Source organism: Rhodoplanes sp. (assembly GCF_013377085.1).
Lineage (GTDB): Bacteria > Pseudomonadota > Alphaproteobacteria > Rhizobiales > Xanthobacteraceae > Rhodoplanes.
This window is the reverse complement of record NZ_JACAAX010000019.1, coordinates 1-23,549: the sequence shown is the minus strand read 5'-3', so window position 1 is coordinate 23,549 and position 23,549 is coordinate 1. Positions and strand designations below refer to the sequence as shown.

The window sequence follows — 23,549 nt, the reverse complement described above, 5'->3', positions numbered from 1 at the left end:
CTCGGGCCGCGATCTGGACAACAGGAAATATCGCGAGGCGATGGGACCGGATCAGTGTCCGCGCTTCCGACTCTGCTGCTAACACAATTGAGCTGACATCGGAAACGGCGGTCTCCGCGGTGACGGCTTGGCACGGTCGTTGTGCGGACACATCACCCCCAAGGCGGAATGCGGCAGTCAAGGCCGATCCGGAGGGACTGAGATGAAGCCATTCGATTATGTTCGCCCAACGACCCTTCCCGAGGCCCTCGCGATCCTCGACGAGCGAGGTCCGGATGCGGTCGTCATCGCCGGCGGCACCGATCTCATCGTCTCGCTGAATGCCCGACAGATCAATCCCCGCTGCGTCGTCGACCTCAAGAGGATCGACGAGCTGAAGTTCATCCGCCGAGACGGCGATGCGCTCCGCATCGGCTCCCGCACCACGTTCACGGACCTGCTCGCGTCGGACCTGATCCGGGACCATGCGAACGTCCTCGCACAGGCGGCACGTGAAGCGGCCGGACCGCAGGTCCGCAATCTCGGAACGATCGGTGGCAATCTCGGAACGGCGTCGCCTGCCGGCGACCTCATTGCGGCGCTGGTCGCGCTCGATGCGACCATCGAGGTCGCCAGCAATCAGGGGCGAAAGACCCTGGCGGTCCGCGATCTCCTGATCGGGCCGAAGAAGAACTGCCTCGCGAAGAACGAATTGATCGTCGCCGTCGGCATCCCGCTCAACGGCGGTCGCAGCGGATCCGCATTCCACAAACTAGGCAACCGGAGGGCGATGACGATCTCGATCGCCAATGCGGCGGCCTCGGTGACCCTGAGCGCAGACGGGCGATCGTTCGAGCGCGTCTGCCTGGCGCTCGGTTCGGTGGCCCCGACCGTGGTCCGGGCGACGGCCTTCGAAAACGCCTTGCGCGGGCGACCCGCGACCGGCGACGAAGTTCGAAGGGCTCTCCCGCTCGTCGCCGAGGCGATCTCCCCGATCACCGACCTGCGTGCCAGCGCCTGGTACCGCGCCCAGATCGCACCGGTGCTCGCGCAACGCAGCCTGGAGGATGCGCTGGCGCTCGCCGGTGGCGAGCGGCCGGCCATGGCCCGGCCCGTCGTCAAAAGAGGCCGCGGCGTCGCCGGGACATTCTACTCCTGCACCGTTCCCGGGGGGGTGCCCAATCCCTATTCGATCAACATGCAGATGCGCGAGGATGGCAGCGTCGTCGTGCAGGCGGGCGGCTGCGACATCGGTCAGGGGTCGACGACCGTCATCGCCACCATCGTCGCCGAGGCGCTCGGGGTCACCGTGGATCAGGTCACGGTCCATCAGGCCGACACCGGGACCAGCCCTTACGACTGGGGCACCGTTTCCTCGCGCCAGACCTTCGCCGGTGGCAATGCCGCCCTGGCGGCCGCGGCGCAGATCAGGACCGTCCTGCTCGATTCCGCTTCGAAGAAGCTCAATGTTCCGGTCGAACGCCTCGCCCTCGAGCCGGGGGTGATCGTCGACACCGAACCGGGCACCAACACCTTCATCTCCATTCCGGAGGCGGCGGCCCTCTCGCACTTCGCGTTCCGGCAGCTTCCCAACAGTTCGGCCACCTACTTTCCGAAGAGTTCGCCGCCGGGCCGCGGACTTCAGGGTGATACCATCGCCTCGTTCTACTACATCGCCTCCGCAGTCGACGTCGACGTCGATACCGAAACCGGCGTCGTGTCCGTCAGGGATCTCTATTCGGTGGTCGACTGCGGCAAGGCGATCAGCCCGATTCTGGTGGAGGGGCAGGTCGAGGGTGGGGCGATGCAGGCGGTCGGCTGGGCATTGCGCGAGGACGCCTATCCCGGCCTGTCGCCGGTGGATGAGCCGTCCGGCTTCAATCCGGCATTCGAGCCGAAAGACCTGTCCAACTATCCGATCGCAACCTCGCTCGACATGCCGAACATCCATGCCGCCTTCGTCGAGGTGCCCGAGCAGAACGGACCGTTCGGGGCCAAGGCGTGCGGAGAGATCACGGCGATCACGCCGACCCCCGCCATTCTCAACGCGATCGACGATGCGGTCGGAATTCGAATCTTCGACCTGCCGGCATCGCCCGAAAAGGTGTTGCGCAAGCTGCAGGACAAACGCCTGCGAGACGCGGACGCGACGGCGTGAACGCCCGACGCCACCAAGGTGATCACCATGAAGCAAGAGATTCGGTTCCGGTTGAATTCGCAAGATGTAACGATGTCCGTTGAGCCAAATCTGACGCTCCTGGACATGCTTCGCGAAGAGCTGCAGATGACGAGCGCGAAGCGCTCGTGCGAACAGGGCGAGTGCGGCGCTTGCACGGTGATCATGGACGGGATCACGGTCAACGCCTGTCTCGTCCTCGCCATCAGCGTCGACGGCGCGCACATCGAGACCATCGAGAGCCTGGGCGCCACGACGCTTCATCCATTGCAGGTGCATTTCAAAGATCTCGCCGCGAGCCAGTGCGGATTCTGCACACCCGGCATGATCCTGTCGGCGAAGGCGCTGCTCGACAGGAACACCGACCCGACCGAGGAGGACGTCAAGGAAGGCCTCGCCGGCAACATGTGCCGATGCACCGGTTACGTCAAACCGGTGCAGGCGGTGCTCGCCGCCGCCAAAGATCTGCGGGAACAAGCAAAGCAAGGGTGGGAGCGCAGCCATGAATTTCGCTGAAGTCGGAAAACGGCGCCCTCGCACGGACGCCGAGCAGCAGGTGACCGGGCAAGTCCTCTATGTCGGCGACATGCATCTGCCCGGCATGCTCCACGCAAGGGGGCTCCTCAGCTCCGAGCATCACGCCAGAATCGTCTCCATCGACACCAGCCGAGCCGAACGCCTTCCGGGCGTGCGTGGGGTCGCCACCGCCCGCGACCTCGCCGACAACGTCACCGGCCAGATCGTCAAGGAGCAGCCGATCTTCGCCGACACGAAGGTCCGCTACCGCGGGGAGATCGTCGCACTGGTGGCGGCCGATACCGAAGAGATCGCACATGCGGCGGTCGAGCTGATCGACGTGAAATACGAGCCGCTGCCGGCCGTGTTCGACGCCCGCGAGGCCATGAAGCCGGATGCCCCGATCATCCACGAGGAGGGCCAGGAGAAGCTCTGCAAGGGCAACAGGATCATGGTGTTCGGCCACGATTGCCTGCAGCAGATCCATGGCGACGTCGACAAGGGGTTCGCCGAGGCCGACATCATCGTGGAGGAGACGATTTCGACGTCGGGGCAGAGATCGGTGCCGATCGAGCCGCATGCCTGCCTGGTCCGTCCGGAGGCCGTCGGCGGCGTGACGGTGTGGAGCAACACGCAGGTGCCGTTCATGGTCAGCGGCACTCTCGCCCAGGCGCTCGGGCTGCCCCTGAACAAGGTGCGTGTCATCGTTCCGGCGGTCGGCGGCGGCTTCGGTCAGAAAGGCCAGATGACGATCGAGCCGAACGTCGCCGCGCTCGCGCTGAAGGTCAGGCGGCCAGTGCGCTGGGCGATGTCGATGCACGACAACATGGTGTACGGATCGACCAAGGCGCCCCACTACATGACCTTCAAGCTCGGCCTCAAGCGCGACGGCACGCTCACGGCCATCCATCGCACGCACATTTCCAACGCGGGAGCGTACGGATCGACGGCGTGCATCTCGAGCGGGAAGGCGGCCATGATCGGGTCCGGAACCTACCGGATTCCGAACCAGTCTGCCGAGGTCTGGACCGTCTACACCAACACCTCGCAGAGCGCCCCGTTCCGTGGATTCGGCATGTCCCAGCCGAGCGTGGCAATCGAAACGATGATGGACATCGCCGCCAGGCGCGTCGGCATGGATCCGCTCGAGTTCCGGCTTCGCAACGCGCTGGTGGATGGCGACCGCTGCGGGACCGGCCAGGTGATGCACAGCGTCGGCATCACCGCGTGCCTGGAGAAGGTGAAGATGATGGCGCGCTGGGGCGTCGGAACCTCCGACAGTCGATAGGCGCCGATTCGTTCGTCCTTGCGAAGGAGACCCACCAGCGGCGGTCCGACCGATCGGGATCGATTGGCCCGGCGCAGGCAGATGGTTGAACGGCCTGCGAACGGAAAAAGCTCTTACGAATGCACCGACACCCGCGTGCCTGTGGGTCGAACACTCCGCTAATCAGAAACGTGAATACCCCCGAAAACGTTTGCGATTGCGGTCCGCGCTCTTCGGCGCCGCGTCACTGTCGTGATCGACTCGATAGCCTACGTGAGGGAATTATGATCAGCACCAGTCTGAAATCTTCCGGCTCCTGTTGTTCGAAGGTCGACGATGTCGTCGCTCGAATCGAGCGGATGCCGATCTCGACTTGGCACATCAAGGCGCGGGTGGTCATCGGCGTCGCGACGTTCTTCGATGCGTTCGACGGGCTCGCGATCGCCTTCGTCCTGCCGGCGCTCGTTCCGCTGTGGAAGCTGACACCCACGCAGGTCGGCTTCATGATCTCCGTCGGCTATGTCGGCCAGCTTATCGGCGCGCTGTTCTTCGGGTGGGTCGCGCAGCGCTACGGCCGCGTGCCCGCGATGGTCTGGTCGTTGCTCGTGCTCTCGGTCATGAGTCTCGCCTGTGCGTTCGCCTGGGACTACCAGTCATTGGTCGCGTTCCGCGCCTTGCAGGGGATCGGCCTGGGCGGTGAGGTTCCGATCGCCGCCGTCTACATCAGCGAAATCACCCGGGCCAAGGGCCGTGGTCGCTTCGTGCTCTTGTACGAGTTGATCTTCCCGATCGGCCTGGTGTGTGCCGGCTTCCTCGGCAGCTGGGTGGTTCCGACCTTCGGCTGGCAGTACATGTTCATCATCGGGGCCCTGCCGGCGATCCTGGCCGTCTTCATGCAGCGACTGATTCCGGAGTCGCCGAGGTGGCTGGCGGTGCGGGGACGTGACACCGAAGCCGAGGCGGCGCTCGCACGTATCGAGCGGGCGACTGAAAGGTCGACCAGAAAACCGCTGCCGCCTGTGCAGGCGGTCGTATCCACGCACGAGAAGCCGGCGTCGTGGTCGGACCTCTTCGGGCCGCACTACCTGCGTCGCACACTCGTCGTGTGGACGATGTGGTTCGCCGCCTTTCTCTTCACCTTCGGCCTGATCGTCTGGGTGCCGACCATGTACCGCACCGTCTTCAACCTGCCACTTGCACAGTCGCTGCAGTACGGATTGATCACCCAGGTCGCCGGCTTGTTCGGGACGCTCACCTGCGCGCTGACCATCGATTATGTCGGCCGGCGCCCGTGGTTCGCGCTGGCGTTCTTTGGAGTGGCCGCCTCGCTTCTCTCGCTCTGGATCTTCGGTGTCGGCAGCGCCGAACGCGTTCTCGTCGTGGTGTGCATCGCCTTCTTCTGCTCGTCGGTGCTGTCGATCGGCATTTATCTCTATACGCCCGAGCTCTATCCGACGAGGGCGCGGGCGATCGGCGTCGGTGCCGGCGGCGCTTGGCGAAATATCGCCTCCATGATTGGCCCGACCGCAATCGGCATGATGATCGGCGGGGGGTTGGAGAACGTGTTCCTGGCCTTCGGCCTCGTCGCCGCGGCGGCGGGCGTGATCGTTGCGGTATTCGCGGTCGAGACCAAGGGCAGGGTGCTGGAAGAGGTCTCGCCGTGAGTTGACCGCCCCGGGGGCCGGAGCGCGTCGAGGGAGTGCGTCATTGGCGGGCTCCTACGCTCCGGTTCTTTGGGGCTTCGCGGGTGCGCTGGTGATTGCGGCCGCGCTGATCCTACGCATCGGGCCCTACGTCTATCCGGCCGGCCGCGAGAAGCGGGGAAGCCGAGCGCCTGTGGTTCCGGCCGAGATCCGAGATCGGCGGCAGCCGTGACGCGGTACACACGATCGAGAGCCACGTCATGAGCACAGTCATCAGAACCGTCTGTCAAGAGTGCCACTCCGAGTGTGGTGTCCTGGTCGAGGTCGAAGACGGACGGGTCAAGAGCATCAAGGGCGACCCCGATCATCCGAACAGCAGAGGCTACATCTGCGTGAAAGGAACCAACTACGCCGCATTTGCCGGGCACCCCGATCGGCTGCGGCATCCTCTTCGGCGGGCCGGAGCCAAAGGCGAGGGGAAGTGGGAGCGAGTGTCGTGGGACGAGGCTCTAGACGACATAGCGGCCCGGCTCACGCGGATCAGGGAGACGAACGGGGCGAAATCGCTGGGGACGTTTCATGGCACTGCGCCGAGGCAAGCGCTGTTCTTCGCGCGGCTGTTGGCGAGCGCGATAGGCACGCCGAACGTCCTCAACACCGATCTGCACATTTGCTACGCCCCGTCGATGGTCGGGGAGTTTGCGACGATAGGGCAATCCGTGTGTCAGGAGCAGGGCCCCGACTACCTGTCGTCGAAATGCGTCCTGGTGATCGGAGCGAATCCGACGATCAGTCATCCCGGGCGGGGGCGCGATCTCGTCGACGCGGTCGAGAAGAACGGCGCAAAATTGATCGTCGTCGATCCCCGGCGCACGTCGCTCGCGGCCATGGCGGACATCTGGTTGCCGATCCGGCCTGGAACCGACGTGGCGCTGGTGCTGGCGATGATTCACACCATCATCACGGAGCAGCTCTACGACAGCGAGTTCGTTGCGCGCTATTGTCACGGATTCGACGAGCTCGCGGCTCACATCAGGACATGCACACCCGAGTGGGCCGCACCACTGACCTGGTTGACGGCGGACAAGATCCGGGAGGCGGCGCGCCTGTATGCGACGACGAAGCCTGCCGCCCTTCACCGCCGCATCGGCATCGAGCAGAATATCAATTCCACCCAGACGGTGCGGGCGACCGCCATTCTCGCGGCGATAACCGGGAATATCGGCGTGCAAGGTGGGAATCTGCTGGCCGGCTCTCTGCCTGGTTTCGTCACGACCGGGGGCATCATCAATTTCTGCAAATTGCCGCCGGAGGTGAATGCCGATCGACTCGGCGGTGCGGAGTATCCGCTCATCTCCGGGGCCGATCCTCTGTTCCTGTTCGTGCATCCGGCCGTGTTCACCGAGGCGATGCTCACCGGCGAGCCTTACCCGCTCAAAGCGCTCCTGCTCGCAGGGGGAAATCCCGTGGTGAACATGCAGAATACGCGTCGAGCCTGGGATGCGTTCAAGAATCTCGAATGCTTCGTCGTGCTGGACTTCTTCATGACCCCGACCGCGGAGCTCGCCGACTACGTGCTGCCGGCGACGACTTGGCTCGAGCGGGACGACTGCTGCGACGAGGTGTATCTGAGCTGCGTCGCGGCGCGACAGAAGGCGATCGAGCCGCCGCCCGAATGTCGCGACGACGTCCAGATCGCGATTGATCTCGCCAAGCGGATTCCATGGGCGGATCCGAAATATCTGCCCTGGAGATCGATGGCCGAATTCAACGAGTTCCGGGTCAGGGGCACGGGCCTGAGCTTCGCCGAGCTCAAGCAGCGCGGCTATATCGAGGTCGATCGCAAATTCCCCCAATACGAGCAAGGCCGATTCCGAACTCCGACCGGCAAGGTCGAGCTGTTTTCGACGATCTTCGAGAAGCACGGCTACGATCCGCTCCCCTCCTATTCCGAGCTGCAGGAGGGGCCTGTCAGCACGCCCGACCTCATGAAGGAGTATCCCTACATCCTCATTACCGGTGCGAGGGCACTCCAGTTCTATCACTCGTCCGGACGGCAGATCAGAGCCCTGAGGACGCAATCACCGGACCCCTTGCTCGACATTCATCCGGAAGTGGCGCGGCAGCAGAACGTATCGAACGGGGATTGGGTATGGATCGAAACACCGCGTGTCAAAGGTGAGCGGGTGCGCCTCAAGGTTCGAATTACTCAGGACCTCGATCCTCGCGTCGTCAGTGCCCAGCACGGCTGGTGGTTTCCCGAGGTCGACACTCCGGACCACGGCTGCTTCGAGTCGAACATCAACGTGATTTTGTCCGACGACCGGCCTCGCGAGCCGATCTGCGGCTCGGTGCCGCTGCGGGGGACCATCTGCCGGCTCGAGAAGGCGGAGCCGCCGTCCAGAGGCAAGCTGGGTGGTCCGTTCAGAGCGAGAACGGACGGGACATCGGACGAATTGGCAAAGGCAGCCGAGCCGAGCCGCCCGTGACGAGGGAAACTATTGCGTCGCACAGCAACGCGCGTCGTTGTGTCAAGAGCGCGATGGGAGTCTCTATATGCAAGAGAGCAAATATCTCGTGGTCGGCAGCAGTCACGCCGCGCTGCAGGCGATCATCGCGATCCGCAAGCGGGACGTCGACGGGTCGCTGACGGTCCTGACCCGCGAACCGCGACTACCCTATTCGCCGACGATCTTGCCCTACATCGTGTCGTCGCAGAAACAGCCGGACGACATCAGCTTGTGTGACGAGGCCCACTTTGCTCGCAACAACGTCACGTTGGTGCGGGGCACCACGGTGACGGCTGTCCAACCCGATACGAAGATCGTCCGGACAGGCTCGGGAGACGAATGGCGATACGACCGACTTTTGCTAGCCACCGGCGCGTCTCCGGCCACACCGCCCATTCCAGGCCTTCGCGAGGTGCCGTTCCACGTGCTGCGCACGATGAACGACGCAATCGAGCTGCGCGACGCGCTACGTCACGCCGCGAGCGCGGTCGTGATTGGTGGGGGGTTGTGCGCCATGCACGCGGTCGAGAGCATGGCCAAGGCGGGCATCACCGTGACGGTGGTCGAAATCTGTGATCGCATCCTGCGCGAATGCGCCAGTCCACGGGCGGGCGAGATGATCGCGCGTTCGTTCATGGCCGAAGGCATCGAGATCAGGACCAACCGCAGCCCGGTGGCCGTCGCGCGTGAAGCCGGCAAGTATGTCGTGACGCTGAACGACGGCGCGACGATCGTCGCCGATCTCCTGATGGTCGCCGCCGGCGTGAAGCCGGTGACCGACTATCTCGTGGGGTCTGGCGTCAAGGTGAACCGAGGCATCGTGGTCGACGAGCTCATGCGCACGAGTGAGCCCGGCATCTGGGCAGCCGGCGACGTCGCCGAAACACCCGGATTCTGGGGCGGAGGCGTTGTCAACGGCATTCTGCCGGGTGCCGCAGCGCAGGGTCGCACGGCCGGCGCCAATATGGCTGATGGCAATGGCACAGAGCGCTACGCGGGTGCGATTCCGCTCAATACCTATCACTTCTTCGGTCACCATCTGATTTCGGTCGGCATCAATCAGCCACCCTCCGAGGTCGCGGGATTTGAGATCCACGAAGATGCCGACGATGACGGATACATCTACCGCCAGATCATGCTGCAAGAGGGGCGCCTGGTCGGCATTTCCACGATCGACGACGTCTTCGATGCCGGAATCATGAAGCATATCATTCTAGGTCGGATCGACCTGTCGCCGGTCAAGGCCGCATTTCTGGCAAGGCCCCGGGAAGCCGGACGGCTGCTGATGTCGCAAATGTGGCGATAGGGGGAGTCATGCACAAGGGCGTCGGCGCAATCCACTACCAGCGCGAACGCTGTCAGGGCTGCCTTTCCTGCATGGTCGCCTGCGCGCAGCAGAAATCAGCGACCAATGATATCACGCAGTCGCGCATCCGCATTCTTATGGACGAGGTGAGCGGCGCGTTCGAGGTCGTGCTGTGTCTCCAATGCAGCGATCCGGGCTGCGTGGGTACGTGTCCGTCTGGTGCCTTGACCAAGAACGGCGAAACCGGGGTGATCGAATGGGACGACCGCCGTTGCGTGGGTTGCCTGTTGTGCACCGTTGGCTGCGCCTATGCGGGCATTGTGTACGAGGCGGAGGTCGGCCATGTGATCAAATGCGACATCTGCGCTGGGCGGCCAGCCTGCAGCGCAGCGTGCGCGCACAATGCGCTCGCACTGGGTACTGTTTGATTCGGCATAATTGGCGAGACTTGAGAATGGCGAGCCCCACCCAGACTGAAGTGGGCCTGGGGTTTAGGACCGTATGTGCCCGACCAAGACCGCCTTCTGAGCGGGAAGGGAATCTGGCGGTATGCGGCTTGGTGATGAAGCTAGCGATGGCGCAAGATCCATGTCCCAAGCCCGTTGGGAAGTCCGCGGCCGCGTGGAGCGGCGTCGACGCTTCAGCGTCGAGGAGAAGCTGAAGATCGTCTCTGAGGGGAGTGAGCCCGGCGCGAACCTGTCGAACGTCGCGCGGCGGCACGGGTTGTTTCCGGCTCAGGTGTTCAAGTGGCGGCGGCTTGCCGCACTCGGCGTTATCGGGATTGCCGGGACGTTCGATCTGCCGGCGTTCGTGACTGTCGAGATCGGCGATGGTGCGAGATCGGAGTCTCGATTGGTCGCGCCGGTAGACGAAGGGCGGCCCCCTGCATCTTCCGCGCGGCCACGTCCGGAGCCAAGCGTGATGGCGATTGATCTCGGCGGAGGCCGGCGAATCCGGGTCGATGCCGGGGTCGATGGCGCTGCGCTGGGACGGGTTCTCGACGTGTTGGAGCGCCGATTATCCAGATCGGCAGCGGCGTTCAAGTGTGGCTGGCGACCGGGCACACCGACATGCGCAAAAGAGTCCCGGGCCTAGCTCTGATCGGGCAAGAGACCTTGAAGCGCAATCCGCACGACGGCAACTTGTTTGTCTTCAGAGGGCGCCGCGGCGATCTTCCGAAGGTCGTCTGGCATGATGGCCAGGGGAGTGGAGGACCCCGAGTTCGAGGCCGGCGCGGAACACGCCCGACTCGGCCCGGAAGGTGCGCGGGAAGAGGACGAGATCGGGGGCACCGATTAGATTGGCCCACCGCGTCGGGCCGCCGAAGGTGAATTGCACGTTGCGGGGCTCCGTCGAGCCGAGGTGGGTTCGCCATCGTCTGCCGCGCCATAGCCGCAACGGGGCGCCAGTCTGGCGGAGAATCGATTCGACGACAGAGCGCGCGGGGAGCGCGGTTGCCGGGAACTATCGCCGACTCGATCAGCGCGATTGTGTCCAATCCTTCGCTGAAGGCGCTCACGACCGCCGCCGAGATGCAGGGCACGCTGGATACGCCCGATAATGCGAACCGCCCGACCGCGACAGCCTCGGCGTTCAGCGCCGTAATCCCAGCCGTTAAGGTCGCATCGTCGGACAAGTCGGCATAATGGATCGCATTGCGGAGGCAGAGCCGCGCCAGCCGGTATGGATCGTCGCCATACGCCTGGAACGGTCCCGCCGCATCAATCACGAAGTGAAGTGGACCCGGGCTTTGGGGCCAGGGTGCAAGTTGGAAATCGGTCGCTCCGTTTGGTAGATGGAGCGGACGATGACGAAGAGAACGAGACGGAAGATCGACGCGGGGCTGAAGGCGAAGATTGCGCTGGAGGCGATCCGCGAGCAGGCGACGGTGGCCGATCTGGCGAAGCGCTACGAGGTGCATCCCAACCGGGTTTACGCCTGGAAGAAGCTGCTCTTGGACAACGCGGCGCGGGCGTTCGACGCAAACGTGGGTGTGGACGCCGATAAGCTCGCGCAGAAGACGGTCGACGACCTCTACGCGAAAATCGGCCAGTTGACGGTGGAGCGAGATATTTTAGTCAGGAGGTCCGGCAGATGAGCGCGGCGGACCGGAGACAAATGCTCGATCGCAGCGACGAGTCGCTGTCGGTCCGGCGGCAATGTGCATTGCTCGGGGTGGCGCGATCGAGCGTCTACCGGCCTGCGCGGCCGGCCAACGACAACGATCTCGTCTTGATGCGGCGGATCGACGAGCTGTTCACCGCCTGGCCGTTCTACGGCTCGCGTCGACTGACGGCAACGCTCCGGGCCGAGGGACGGGTCATCAACCGCAAGCGCGTGCAGCGCCTGATGCGGCTGATGGGGATCGCGGCGCTGGGGCCGAAGCCGAACACGTCGAAGCCGGCGCCGGGCCACAAGGTGTTCCCCTATCTGCTGCGGGATCTGTCGATCGAGCGGCCGAACCAGGTGTGGGCCGCCGACATCACCTACATCCCGATCGGCCGCGGCTTTCTCTATCTGGTGGCGATCATCGACTGGGCGAGCCGGGCCGTGCTGGCGTGGCGGCTGTCGAACACGCTGGACACCTCGTTCTGCCTGGCGGCACTCGAGGACGCGATGGCGCGGTTCGGCAAGCCGGAGATCTTCAACACCGACCAGGGCTGCCAGTTCACCTCGGCGGCCTTCACCGGCGCGCTGCTCGAGGCCGGCATCCGGGTCTCGATGGACGGCCGCGGCCGCTGGATGGACAACGTGTTCATCGAGCGCCTGTGGCGCTCGCTCAAACACGAGGACGTCTATCTGAAGCACTACGCCGACGGCCGCGAGGCGAAGGCCGGCATCGCCGCGTGGATCGCCTTCTACAACGAGCAGCGGCTCCACCAGGCGCTCGGCTATCGCACCCCGATGGCGGTGTGGCGTTCCGGTCGGGCCGCCGAGGCTGTGGGCATGTGGACAACGCTCCCGCGTTGCCCACATGCCCACACCAACAAAAGCCGCAGACAAAACGATTAGCAGCATGATATCAGAAGATCGGAGCGGCCGAGTTTCCAATTATGAACGCCGCCCCAGTGGTCCTCGGCACAGGGTCCATTTCACAGTTCTGTGCATGCCGTAGCACAAGGGGGGAGAGGCAAGAAGGCCCCGAGCGACCATCCACACGCCCGCCAGAACGCGCTAAAGTCCCGCGCAAATGAACAAACCGTTCCGCAAACCCCTCGCACCCGAAGAGCTCGCCCCCGCTTCGTCGCCCTCGTCGGCGAGCATCATGCCGTCACGGACCCGGCCGCGCAGGCCGATTTCCTGGAGGAGCCGCGCGGCCTCTATCACGGGCGCACGCCCGTGGTGCTGCGGCCCGGCTCGGTCGACGAGGTTGCCGCCATCCTGGCGCTCGCCGGCGAGCTCGGCGTGCCCGTGGTGCTGCAGGGCGGCAATACGGGCCTGGTCGGCGGCCAGATCCCGTTCTCGGGCGAGATCCTGCTGTCGCTGACGCGGCTCGACCGCATCCGCGAGATCGATCCCGCCTCCAACACCATGACGTGCGAGGCCGGCGTCGTGCTGCAGACCGCGGCCGCCGGAGTCGACCGGCTGTTTCCGCTGTCGCTCGGCGCCGAGGGGAGCTGCACGATCGGCGGCAACCTCTCGACCAATGCCGGCGGCACCGCGGCGCTCGCCTACGGGGTCGCCCGCGACCTCGTGCTCGGCCTCGAGGTGGTGCTGCCGGACGGGCGCGTCTGGCACGGCCTCAACAAGCTCAAGAAGGACAACACCGGCTACGAGCTCAAGCACCTGTTCATGGGCGCGGAGGGCACGCTCGGCGTCATCACGGCGGCCGTGCTGAAGCTGTTTCCGGCGCCGAAATCGATCGAGACCGCGGTCGTCGCCGTCGCCTCGCCCGAGGCGGCGCCGGCGCTGCTCGGCCTGATGCAGGACCGCGCCGGCGACAATCTCACCAGCTTCGAGCTGATGGCGCGCATCTGCGTCGATTTCGCGCTCCGCCACGGCACCGGCCTGCGCGATCCGCTGGCCGCGCCGCATCTCTGGTACGTGCTGATCGAATTGTCGTCGGGCGTGCGCCGCGGCCTGCGCGACCTGATGGAGGAGACGCTGGCGCTCGGCCTCGAGCGCGGTCTCGTCGCCGACGCCGCGATGGCGGAGAGCCTGGAGCACCGGGCCGCTTTCTGGCGGCTGCGCGAGCTCGTCGCCGAGGCGCAGAAGTTCGAGGGCGGCTCGATCAAGCAGGACGTCTCGGTGCCGGTCGCCGCCGTGCCGGATTTCATCCGCGCCGCGACCGTGGCGGCGCTGCGCGTCGTGCCGGGCTGCCGGCCGGTGCCGTTCGGCCATCTCGGCGACGGCAACATCCATTTCAACGTCAGCCAGCCGGTCGGCGCCGACAAGGCGGCCTATCTGGCCCGCTGGGACGACATGTCGGACGCGGTGTTCGCCGAGGTGCTGGCCCGCGGCGGCTCGATCTCGGCCGAGCACGGCATCGGCGTGATGAAGCGGGACTATCTGCCGCGCGTCAAGGACCCGGTCGCGCTCGACCTGATGCGGATGCTGAAGACCGCGCTCGACCCCAAGGGCATCCTCAATCCCGGCAAGGTGGTGTGAGGACGGACCGGCCCATCAGCCGACCGGTATTGGCGTGAACCAGTGGTCGCCCGTCACTCCGCCTTCGCCGTGATGAAGATGTAGCGCAGCCGGGTCGTGCCGGTGTTGATCACGTCGTGCTCGGAATGCGCCGGCGCATACGTGACCATGCCGGGCGCGATGCGCACGGTGCGGTTTGGGAAACGCAACTCGCCCTCGCCTTCGAGCGGCACCAGCATCTCCTCGTTGACGCCGGAATTGTGCACGCCGATCGACTTGCCCGGCGCCAGCGTGACGAGGCCCGAGCGGAACGATCGCGTGTCCGGCGGCCCCTTCAGCAGCAGGACATAGGATTGATCGCCGGGCTCGAACGGGATCGCCTTGATGGCCTGATCCTGCGCCGGGACGGCCACCGGGATTGCCAGCAGGATCGCCAGCGCGGCCGCGAAAGACGTGGTCCGGTGTGTCACGAGTGGTCTCCCTCGGGTCGGTTGCGCGTGTCTGCGCCCCTGCCGTGCCGGCTGCCTCGGCGGGGCGGCACGTCGAGCATCAGGGTCGCGTTGTAGAGATCGCGGTCGGCGAGCGTCGGCAGCTTCGGCGGCGTCACGTCGTGGTCGACCGCGAGCAGATGCGGGCCGACGCGCGCGATGGGGATCTCGGCGATGCCGGCCTCGTTCGTGCGGAAGGTCGGCATGTCCTTCTCGGCCATCGGGGTGACGCCGTCGCCGCGCTCGACCGCGATGCCGGCGAGCGGCTTGCCGCGGAACAGCACCCGCACCGGCAGGCGCGATCCGACCGTCAGGGCGGCCGGATCGGCGAGCGGAACGATCTCCAGCTCGTGGCCCAGGACGGTCCGCCACGGCGCGCCGGGGCCGACCAGCGCCTTGGCGAACTTGATCGACCACAAGGCGGCCTTGGCGTCCTGATAGACGAGCCGGCTGCTGTTGCGCCAGGTGCCGTCCGGCGTCTCCACCCAAAAACCGTTGTCGTAGCGCGCCGCGAGCAGCGCGTCGCCCGACCACGGCGCGGCGAGCACGAAGGTGCCGTCGACGACGGCGGGCGCGAGCCTCGGTGCGAGCGACGTGCTGCCGGACGCGGTCGTCGCGGCGATGTCCAGCACCTTGTCGGCGAGCGGCGGCGGCCGGTCGCCCGGATGGCCGTAGTTGACGACGACGCGGGCCTCGGCGCCGGTGCCGGTCGAAGAGATCCACAGGTCGTGCGCGGCGGCGGGGCCGCAGGCGAGCGCGGCGACAGCAAGCGTAACGACAGCAAGCGCGAGCGTCGCGAGCGGGGCGGGGCTTCGGACTCTCATGGCACGACCATCTTGGTGGTGGGGCGGGGCGCGGCGGCCGGCGGTCCGCCGAACCGGTAGATGAGCCCGGCCAGCATGGTGAGGCGGGCCTGCGGGCTGGTGTAGATGTCGGCCGAGGAGGCGTTGACCACGTCGCCGAAATTGATCGCGATCTCGCTCGTCGTGTCGCCCGGATACCAGGTCGCCTGGGTGAAGGCGGTCCAGCCGTCGCCGAAGGCGTAATTCAGCCGCCCGGTGACGCGCGAATAGGGCGAGGTGGTCAGCAGGCCGTCCTGGGTGAGGTACTTCCTGCCGACCAAGGTGACATAGGCCGAGCCGAACAGCCGCTCGGTCCCGCGGGTGGCGATGTCGAAGTCGACGCCGACATTGGCGACATAGGCCGGCACGTTCGGCACGTACCAGGAGGGCGCGCTGTTCAACAACAGCGCTCGCACGGCGCCGTAATTGGCGAACAGCGCGACGTTGGTGCCGGTCTCGCGCACCACGGCGAAGCGGGTATCGATGTCGAAGCCCTCGCGCCGCGCCGCGCCCAAAAACGTCACCGGCAGGCCGGGCGCCGCCTGGAACGACTCGTTCTCCGACGTGGTCGTCCACACGTCGCCCTGGACGCTGAGGCGATCGAGCTTGAACCGGGCGCCGACCTCCTCGCTCTCGATCCTGAACGGCTTGATGCCGGGATTGCCGATCAGCTCGAGCACGGAGTCGATGCTGCGGAAGCCCTGGCCGTAATTGCCGTAGAGCTCGAGCCACGAGGCCGGGGTGATCGACACGCCGGCCTTCGGGGTCGGGATGTTGGGCGAGATCGTGGTCGAGTTCAGCGGGGCGAGGTGGTCCGTCACGTCGTAGAAGAACTGGTCGAAGCGGCCGCCGCCCGTGATCTTCAGCCACTCGGCCGGCTTCACCTGGATCTGCGCGAAGCCGGCCAGGTTGGTCTGCTCGGTGGCGGCGCTGAGCGTCGGCGTGGTGAGGTGGCGGGCGACGGTCCTGCCCTGGAACGTGCCGATCGAGTCGCTGCGCCAGTTGGCGCCGACCAGGATCTGGAGCGGCAGCCGCTCGGCCAGCGCACCGGTCCACACCTTGCGGATGGTGCCGCCGGCGGTGCTGCGCTCGTCGTGCTGCCAGCGCTGGCCGCCGCCGAAATCGGCGAAGCGGTCGAACAGATCGTGGCTGACGAACAGGACGCCCGAGAGCTCCTGGTCGGTGGCGCCGGCGACGTAGTTGGCCACCAGGTTCTCGTAGTAGCGGCTGCCGCCGTCGGTGCCGTTGACCGCCGTCCTCGGCGAGAGCGTCCCGGCCAGCACGGCGTCGCGGTTGATGTAGCTCGGGGCGCCGTAGTCGGTGCCGTAGGCCTGGACGCGCAGCGACAGCACGCCGTCCTCGCCGACCTTGGTCGAGGCCTTGTTGAAGCCGTTGTAGCGGTCGATGAAGCTGTTGTCGCGCCAGCCCTCGGTGCGGTAGCCCTCCCACGCCACATAGGGCTCCCACGCGCCGCCCCGGCTGCTCAGCGTGAGAAGGCCGCGGCCGGTGGCGAAGGAGCCGCCCGAGGCGGTGGCGGTGGAGAACGGCTCCGAGCGCTTGGTCTCGATCTTCACCGAGCCGCCGAGATTGGAATCGCCGAACTCCACCGAGAACGGGCCGCGGATGATCTCGATGCTCCTCACGGTCTCCGGGATCAGCGTGTTGAGATCGACGTAGTTCGGCGTGTGGATCGACGAGACGATGTTGATCGGCACGCCGTCGATCGCATAGGCGACGTCGCGGCCGTGCTCGGCCTCGGTGAAGCCCCGCAGGGCGATGCCGTAGCCGATGGCGCCCTGGCCAAAATTCGAGATGTTGACGCCGGGCACCGGCCGGAACAGGTCGCCATAGCTGGCGATCGGCACGCGGCTGATCCAGGCCGCGTCGAGCGTGGTGCTGGCCGCCGGCTGGGCCGAGGCCGCGGTGGAGAGCTGCCCGCGGCCGGGGCCGCCGTCGCCGCCCGGGCCGGTGCTCATCAGGCCGCCGCCACCCGTGCCGGCGGAGGCGCCGGCGGGAGCCGCCGGGGCGGGCGTCGCCGGCGCGGCGGTCCGGGTGCCGCCGCGCGTCGTCGACGATGGCGCCCGAGCGGCGCGCCGCGGCGCCGTCACCACCAGGGTCGGCAGGTGGGAGGGGGACTGCGGCGCGGCGGCGCGTTGTTCCGGCGGCGTCGCCGGCGCGGCGTCCTGCGCCGCGGCCGGGACAAAGAGTGAGGGCATCGCCGTCAGCATGGCGATGCGGACCAGCGTCATGCCCGACACCGAGGCCGAGAGGGTGCCGAGGAGCGCGGCCGAATCGGAACGGGAGCGGCCGGGACGCGGCTGGCAGGAGCAACGGGACACGAGGTCGCGACACATGGGTTCGGCATGCCCTTCCGGCGCCACCGCGGCGCCGGTATGATCAATGATCAATTTCGTAACACCGTCATTAGGAACAAACAACAGAAACGTCATACGGCATGGCGGGTTTTCCTGCGCCGTGTCGCGGCCGCATCCGGTCCGGATCTGTTCGGAGCACCGGCGGTGTCCTCGTCGCGCTCAGGACCCGTCGGTCGCGGTGCCCGGCGTGACAAGACGGCATCGTCGGCCTAGGGTCGCGCGCCGGCGGTCTCGTCTCGGAACGCCACGACGCCGGCGCATGGACGAGGGGATCTCATGCAACGGGTCACGATCGCGATCGACGACGAACTCCTGGAGGCGCTCGACGCGCTGTGCGCGCGGCGCGGGTATCAGAATCGGTCGGAGGCGATCCGCGACATGGTCCGGCAGGCCGACCAGGCCGAGCGCACCCGGCACGCCACCGGCGCGCAGTGCTTCGCGGCGCTCGCCTATGTCTACGAGCACGAGACCCGCGACCTCGCCCGCCGGCTCACCAACAGCCAGCACGATCACCACGATCTCTCGGTGGCCACCATGCACGTGCATCTCTCGCACGAGGACTGCCTGGAGATCGCGGTGCTGCGCGGCTCGGTGCGCGAGGTCTCGGCCTTCGCCGACAGCGTGACGACGCAGCGTGGCGTGCGGCACGGGCATCTCTACATCGTGCCGGAGGCGCCGGCGTCGGCGCACCGGCACGGCCATGATCATGGGCATGCGCACCCGCTTGCTGCCGCGCCCGAGCACGCCGCCGATCACAAGGCCGGCGCGGCGAAGCGGTCAGGTGCGAAGGCCGCGAAGCCGAGCGGCGCCGCGAAGCTCCGTCGTGGACGGGGCAAGCCTTCGCGCTGAGCCGCGATGCGGGCCGTTCGGTGGCCGCTCTCACATCATCGAGGCGAGGCTCGGTGCGAGCAGGCGCGCCTCGGCGATCAGCGCCGCGGTGAGGGGCGGCTGCGGGTCGCGCTTGGCCACCACGAGGCCGATCAGCGTCGAGGCGTCGGGCGCGACGATCGGGATCGAGGCGATCGCGGCCGGCATGGCCAGCTCCTCCGCCATCACGCGGGGCATCACGGTGGAGAGCTGGCCCGAGCGCAGATGCGTCGCCAGCACGACGATCGAGCTCGATTCGAGCATCGGCTCGACCTCGATGCCGACCTCCTTGAAGATGCGGTCGATGATGCGGCGGTTCTGCATGTCGGGCGTCAGCAGGCAGAGCGGCAGCGTCGCCACCTCCTCCCAGGTGACCGAGGCGCGGCCGGCGAACGGGCCATCGCCGGGCGTCACCAGATAGTAGCGCTCGCGATAGAGCGGCACCTCGGAGACGCGGCCGACCGGCTCGTTGTCCAGATAGGTGAGGCCGGCATCGGCCTCCAGGTTCTCGAGCAGCGACAGCACCTCGGTCGAGGTGTGCGAGGCGATCGAGATCTTGATGCCGGGATGGCGCTGCCAGAACGCCGAGGTCAGCCGGTAGATCACCGGCAGCGCGGTCGGGATGGCGGCGATGCGCAGATGCCCCTTGAGGCCGAGCTTCATGGTCTCGATGTCGGCATGCATGGCGCGCACGTCGCCGACGATCCGGCGCGCCCATTCGAGCACGCGCTCGCCCTCCGGTGTGAAGCCGAGAAAGCGGGCGCCGCGATCGACCAGCGGCACGCCGAGCAGGGATTCGAGCTGCTTGATCGCCGCCGACAGGTTCGGCTGCGACACGCCGCAGACCTGCGCCGCCCGGCCGAAATGCTTTTCGCGGGCGAGGGCGAGCAGGAATTGAAGCTTCTCTTGCATGGGAGTGGGGCCGGGGGGGTCCAGATGCCGAGAAACGGCCGCATCGCCGTCGACTATACTATGTTACTGGAACGCGGCCTATCGGTGGAACCTCTATGTCGCCGCGAGCGTCGTCGATTGTGCAACACGGTTATGCGACTGTGACCGGCGACGTCGGGGCGCGCCGTCGGCCGAGGCCGTGGATCGAGTTGCGCTCCCGTTCTGATCAGATCACGTCGAGGCGGCGCGGCTTAGGCGCTGCGGCGGCGTTCAGATCGGGATCGAGCTCGGCGTGAAGATCCGACAGGTCGAGCCTGCCCGGATCGCCGCGCATGGCGGCGAACATTTGCAGGCGGGACCGCGCATCCTCCTCGTCGATGACGGCGAGGGCGAAGCCGGCATGGACCAGCATCCAGGCGCCGACCAGCGCGTCGACGCCGCGCTCGTCGTCGACGAGCAGCGCCGCCGACACCGTCTCGGCCTCGCCGGCCGCGCCGTCGTCGGCTGCGAGCGCCACGATGGCGCGCGCGGGGTCGACGACGGCGACGACCTTTCGGGGGAGGGCGATGCACATGGCGCGCGCTTTCGCGGTTCGCTCAGGCGGCCGGATCGGCGGCCGCCGAGCGTCCGTCATGCGGGTGGCCCGCCGGCGGCGGCGCGTCGCCGCCGATCTTTCGGGGCGCGTCCTGCGCCGGACCGGCGGCGTGATCAGCCGGACTCCGCGCTTCGGTCCGCGGCGCGTGATCGCGTCCACAGTGCTCGCACATCATCGGATCTCCATCTCGATCAGACGCATCTTATCGCCCCCGGTGGGGTCGAGGCGGACGCCGCCGCAATGCGGGCAGGCGTCGAGGCGGGTGTCGACCTCGACGGCGGTGCCGCAATCGAGGCAGGTCGCGCGGCCGCGGGGGCGCTCGATCTCGAGCGTCGCGCCGTGCATGAAGGTATCGCGGACGGATATGTCGAAGGCGTAGCGCAACGCCTCCGGATCGAGGCAGCTCAGCCGGCCGATCTCGATCTTGAGCCGCGTGACGGCCGTGAAGCCGCGCCTGCGGCGCTCGGCCGCGAGCATGCCGATCAGATTGTCGCAGATCGTCAGCTCGTGCACGTTTCGTGTCCTTGCTCGACCTCTCCCCGCATGCGGGGAGAGGCACTCGTCACCTCTCCCCGCATGCGGGGAGAGCACTCGTCATTTCCCGGCGCCCGTCGTCACGCCGGCTCGGAAACCCGGGCCGCGACCGGGGTCGCGGCCTTGGCCAGCTTGGCCTTGAGGTTCCCGTATTCCTGCTGGACGAAGGTCTCGGCCCACACCTGGTCGGCGATCGTCTCGAGGCGCACGGCCGAATACTTGTATTCCGGCGTCTTCGAGATCGGGTCGACGTGATGGACCGTGAGCTCGTTGCAGGCGCCGATCCACCACTGGTAGGTCATGTAGACGGCGCCGACATTGGTGCGGTCGGTGATGCTCGCCCGGGCGATCACCTTGCCGCGGCGCGACTGCACCCAGACGAGCTCCTGGTCCTTGACGCCGACCTTGGCGGCGTCCTTCGGATTGATGGTGACGTAGCCGGGCTCGTCGGCCAGCGTCGCCAGCGCGTTGCAGTTGCCGGTCATCGAGCGGCACGAGTAGTGGCCGACCTCGCGCACCGTGCACAGGCCGAGCGGATACTCCTCGTCGACCTTCTCCAGCGGCGGGCGCCACTCGGCGGCGAACAGCAGGCCCTTGCCGCTCTTGGTCTGGAACTGGTTGCCCTCGTAGAGCCACGGCGTGCCGGGATGGCTCTCGTCGGGGCACGGCCACTGGACGTAGCCGAGGCCGGCGAGCTTCTCGTAGGTCGCGCCCTTGTAGAGGTGGCACAGCGAGATCAGCTCGTTCCAGATCTCTTCGGTCGAGTGATAGTCGATGCCGCCGTAGCCCAAGGCCTTCGCCATCAGGCCGTAGATCTCCCAGTCGTGCTTGACGTCGCCCTTGGCGTTCACGGCCTTGTAGAAGCGCTGGAAGCCGCGGTCGGCGGAGGAGAAGATGCCGTCGTGCTCGCCCCACGAGGTCGCCGGCAGGATGACGTCGGCGAACATCGCCGTCTTGGTCATGAAGATGTCCTGCACGATGATCAGCTCGAGCGCCTCGAAGCCCTTGCGCACCGTGGCGAGATCGGGCTCCGTCTGGGCCGGATCCTCGCCGAAGATGTACATCGCCTTGAGCTTGCCGGCCTCGGCGGCGTGCGGCACGTCGGTGATCGACAGGCCCACCTTGTCGGGCAGGCTCGGCACGCCCCAGGCCTTGGCGAACCTGGCGCGCGCCTCGGCGTCGGTGACGTAATAGTAGCCGGGGAAGACGTTCGGCAGCGCGCCCATGTCGCAGGCGCCCTGGACGTTGTTCTGGCCGCGCACCGGGCCGACGCCGACATTCGGCCGGCCGAGATTGCCGGTGAGCAGCGCGAGGCCGGACAGGCCCTTCACCACGTCGACGGCCTGGCCCCACTGGGTGACGCCCATGCCCCACAGGATGGTGGCCGACTTGGCGGCCGCGTAGGTCCGCATCGCCTCGCGGATCTCGGAGGCCTTCAGGCCCGTGATCTCCTCGACGTATTCGGGCGTGTATTTGGCGACCGTCGCCTTGTACTCTTCGAAGCCCTCCGTGTATTTCGCCACGTAAGTCTTGTCGTAGAGGCCCTCGGTGATCAGCACATTGGCGAAGGCGTTGACCAGCGCCATGTTGGAGCCGTTCTTGAGCGCCAGCCACTGGTCGGCGATGCGCGCCGTCTCGATGTGGCGCGGGTCGCAGACGATGATTTTCGCGCCCTTCTCCTTCGCCTTGATGATCCGGCGGGCGACGATCGGATGGCTGTCGGCGGCATTGTAGCCGAAGCACAGGATGCAGTCGGTGTCCTCGATCTCGCAGATCGAGTTCGACATGGCGCCGTTGCCGAGCGTCACCATCAGGCCGGCGACCGAGGGGCCGTGGCAGACGCGGGCGCAGCAGTCGATATTGTTGGTGCCGATCACGGCGCGGGCGAATTTCTGCGCGACGTAGTTCGATTCGTTGCCGGTGCCGCGCGAGGAACCGGTCAGCATGATCGAATCGGGGCCGTGCTTGCTCTTGATCTCGGAGAGGCGCTTGGCCGTGAAGGCGATCGCCTCGTCCCACGACACCGCCTGGAACGGCTCGGTGCGCGACCTGCGCAGCATCGGCTGCTTGAGGCGCGGGGTGAGGATCTTGGTGTCGTTGACGAAGTCGAAGCCGTACCAGCCCTTCAGGCAGAGCTCGCCCTGGTTGGTCACGCCGTTGAGCGGCTCGACCCCGACGACCTTGTCGTTCTCGACCAGCAGGTTGAACTTGCAGCCGGAGCCGCAATACGGGCAGACGGAAATGTGCTTGTCCATGGTGTCACCTCACGGTGTGAAAGGGACGTCGCTCGGGCGACGCGAAGGGGTCTCGTTCAGGCGACCGCGCCGAACGTCGCGGCCTCGACGGCGGCCCGTTGCTGGCGCAGCCGGCGGGTTGTCTCCAGCGCGGCCTCGTCCATGACGTGCAGCGCCTTGGTCGGGCACACCTCGGCGCAGGCCGGGCCGCCGTCGCGGCCGAGGCAGAGGTCGCATTTGTGCGCCTCGGCCTTCATGCCGTTGGCGATCTGCACGCCCGCGAAGGCGCGCCTTGCCGGCACCGAGATCACGTCCATGGCGCCGAACGGGCAGGCGACCACGCAGGTCTTGCAGCCGATGCAGCGCTCCTGGTCGACCTGGACGGTGTCGGCCCGATAGACGATGGCGCCGGCCGGGCAGGCGTTGAGGCAGGGCGCGTCGTCGCAGTGATGGCACGTCACCGGCGTGGAGATATTCAGCGTCCGGATCAGCTTGAGGCGCGGCGCGAAGTCCTTCTTCGACATCGCGTCGACGTCGTTGCTCTTCGAATGCGCGAGAACACAGGCGATCTCGCAGGTCCGGCATCCGATGCACTTGGATGGTTCGGAGACGATGAGGCGATTCATCTGAACGTCTTTCTCGTGAACTTCTGTCTCGTGGATTGACGGGGGCGGGCTGGCGCCGGGCGGTCCGCGCGGGACCGGGCCGGCCGGGGCGCGGTCGGCGCACGGCGCGGGCC

The 23,549-nt window shown here is 66.8% G+C and carries 18 protein-coding genes and 2 pseudogenes; 12 read left to right on the top strand and 8 right to left on the bottom strand.

The window, feature by feature from the left end; all coding sequences use genetic code 11:
- Positions 1–202: 202 nt before the first annotated feature.
- From HXX10_RS14700 to HXX10_RS14655, 11 genes and pseudogenes are all read left to right on the top strand, one after another.
- Positions 203–2,137 carry a molybdopterin cofactor-binding domain-containing protein gene (locus HXX10_RS14700; protein ID WP_296523319.1) on the top strand — a complete coding sequence of 645 codons (1,935 nt, stop codon included), beginning with the start codon at positions 203–205 and terminating at the stop codon, positions 2,135–2,137.
- Positions 2,138–2,164: 27 nt separating this feature from the next.
- Positions 2,165–2,671, top strand: coding sequence for a (2Fe-2S)-binding protein (locus tag HXX10_RS14695; protein WP_296523317.1), 507 nt, complete (start codon positions 2,165–2,167; stop codon positions 2,669–2,671).
- A gap of 40 nt (positions 2,672–2,711) precedes the next feature.
- Positions 2,712–3,959 (top strand): molybdopterin cofactor-binding domain-containing protein, encoded by a 1,248-nt coding sequence (locus HXX10_RS14690; RefSeq protein WP_296523315.1) that lies wholly within the window; start codon positions 2,712–2,714, stop codon positions 3,957–3,959.
- 263 nt (positions 3,960–4,222) lie between these two features.
- Entirely contained in the window at positions 4,223–5,602 is a 1,380-nt protein-coding gene (locus tag HXX10_RS14685; protein WP_296523313.1) for an MFS transporter, read from the top strand.
- A gap of 239 nt (positions 5,603–5,841) precedes the next feature.
- A complete protein-coding gene (locus HXX10_RS14680) occupies positions 5,842–8,070 on the top strand; it encodes a molybdopterin-dependent oxidoreductase (protein ID WP_296523311.1) in 2,229 nt (742 codons plus the stop codon).
- 67 nt (positions 8,071–8,137) lie between these two features.
- Positions 8,138–9,397 carry an NADH-dependent phenylglyoxylate dehydrogenase subunit epsilon gene (gene padH / locus HXX10_RS14675; protein WP_296523309.1) on the top strand — a complete coding sequence of 420 codons (1,260 nt, stop codon included), beginning with the start codon at positions 8,138–8,140 and terminating at the stop codon, positions 9,395–9,397.
- Between the two features lie 8 nt (positions 9,398–9,405).
- On the top strand, positions 9,406–9,825 hold the full coding sequence (locus HXX10_RS14670; RefSeq protein WP_296523308.1) for a 4Fe-4S dicluster domain-containing protein: 420 nt from the start codon (positions 9,406–9,408) through the stop codon (positions 9,823–9,825).
- Between the two features lie 160 nt (positions 9,826–9,985).
- A pseudogene (locus HXX10_RS14665) lies at positions 9,986–10,153 on the top strand (transposase); the annotation flags it as partial.
- Between the two features lie 314 nt (positions 10,154–10,467).
- Positions 10,468–10,728, top strand: a complete 261-nt coding sequence (gene tnpB, locus HXX10_RS28975) for an IS66 family insertion sequence element accessory protein TnpB (protein WP_367141980.1) — start codon at positions 10,468–10,470, stop codon at positions 10,726–10,728.
- Positions 10,729–11,204: 476 nt separating this feature from the next.
- A protein-coding gene (locus HXX10_RS14660; RefSeq protein ID WP_296523306.1) for an IS3 family transposase occupies positions 11,205–12,409 on the top strand; the annotation gives its coding sequence in 2 pieces (ribosomal slippage) (positions 11,205–11,469 and positions 11,469–12,409; 1,206 coding nt in all).
- 327 nt (positions 12,410–12,736) lie between these two features.
- Positions 12,737–14,005 carry an FAD-binding oxidoreductase gene (locus tag HXX10_RS14655; RefSeq protein WP_296523304.1) on the top strand — a complete coding sequence of 423 codons (1,269 nt, stop codon included), beginning with the start codon at positions 12,737–12,739 and terminating at the stop codon, positions 14,003–14,005.
- 53 nt (positions 14,006–14,058) lie between these two features.
- Here HXX10_RS14655 and HXX10_RS14650 read toward each other — a convergent pair whose 3' ends face one another.
- The 3 genes from HXX10_RS14650 to HXX10_RS14640 are packed head-to-tail and all read right to left on the bottom strand — an operon-like array spanning position 14,059 to position 17,563.
- Entirely contained in the window at positions 14,059–14,454 is a 396-nt protein-coding gene (locus HXX10_RS14650; RefSeq protein ID WP_296523302.1) for a cupin domain-containing protein, read from the bottom strand.
- On the bottom strand, positions 14,451–15,296 hold the full coding sequence (locus HXX10_RS14645; protein ID WP_296523300.1) for a DUF4198 domain-containing protein: 846 nt from the start codon (positions 15,294–15,296) through the stop codon (positions 14,451–14,453). Before HXX10_RS14645 ends, HXX10_RS14650 begins: the two co-directional genes overlap by 4 nt.
- Complete coding sequence (locus HXX10_RS14640; RefSeq protein WP_296523299.1) at positions 15,293–17,563, bottom strand: TonB-dependent receptor; 2,271 nt, start codon at positions 17,561–17,563, stop codon at positions 15,293–15,295. Before HXX10_RS14640 ends, HXX10_RS14645 begins: the two co-directional genes overlap by 4 nt.
- A 402-nt stretch (positions 17,564–17,965) precedes the next feature.
- On the opposite strand from HXX10_RS14640, the pseudogene nikR reads away from it, so the two are divergent.
- A pseudogene (gene nikR / locus HXX10_RS14635) lies at positions 17,966–18,358 on the top strand (nickel-responsive transcriptional regulator NikR); the annotation flags it as partial.
- Between the two features lie 210 nt (positions 18,359–18,568).
- On the opposite strand, the gene HXX10_RS14630 reads toward nikR, so the two are convergent.
- From HXX10_RS14630 to HXX10_RS14610, 5 genes are all read right to left on the bottom strand, one after another.
- A complete protein-coding gene (locus tag HXX10_RS14630) occupies positions 18,569–19,468 on the bottom strand; it encodes a LysR family transcriptional regulator (RefSeq protein WP_296523297.1) in 900 nt (299 codons plus the stop codon).
- Positions 19,469–19,673: 205 nt separating this feature from the next.
- Positions 19,674–20,021, bottom strand: a complete 348-nt coding sequence (locus HXX10_RS14625) for a HypC/HybG/HupF family hydrogenase formation chaperone (protein WP_296523295.1) — start codon at positions 20,019–20,021, stop codon at positions 19,674–19,676.
- 192 nt (positions 20,022–20,213) lie between these two features.
- Entirely contained in the window at positions 20,214–20,555 is a 342-nt protein-coding gene (gene hypA, locus HXX10_RS14620; RefSeq protein WP_296523293.1) for a hydrogenase maturation nickel metallochaperone HypA, read from the bottom strand.
- A gap of 101 nt (positions 20,556–20,656) precedes the next feature.
- The gene (gene fdhF, locus HXX10_RS14615; RefSeq protein WP_296523291.1) at positions 20,657–22,831 is read right to left on the bottom strand and encodes a formate dehydrogenase subunit alpha; all 2,175 of its coding nucleotides are present in this window, start codon (positions 22,829–22,831) and stop codon (positions 20,657–20,659) included.
- 56 nt (positions 22,832–22,887) lie between these two features.
- The gene (locus HXX10_RS14610) at positions 22,888–23,436 is read right to left on the bottom strand and encodes a 4Fe-4S dicluster domain-containing protein (RefSeq protein ID WP_296523289.1); all 549 of its coding nucleotides are present in this window, start codon (positions 23,434–23,436) and stop codon (positions 22,888–22,890) included.
- Positions 23,437–23,549 lie beyond the last annotated feature (113 nt).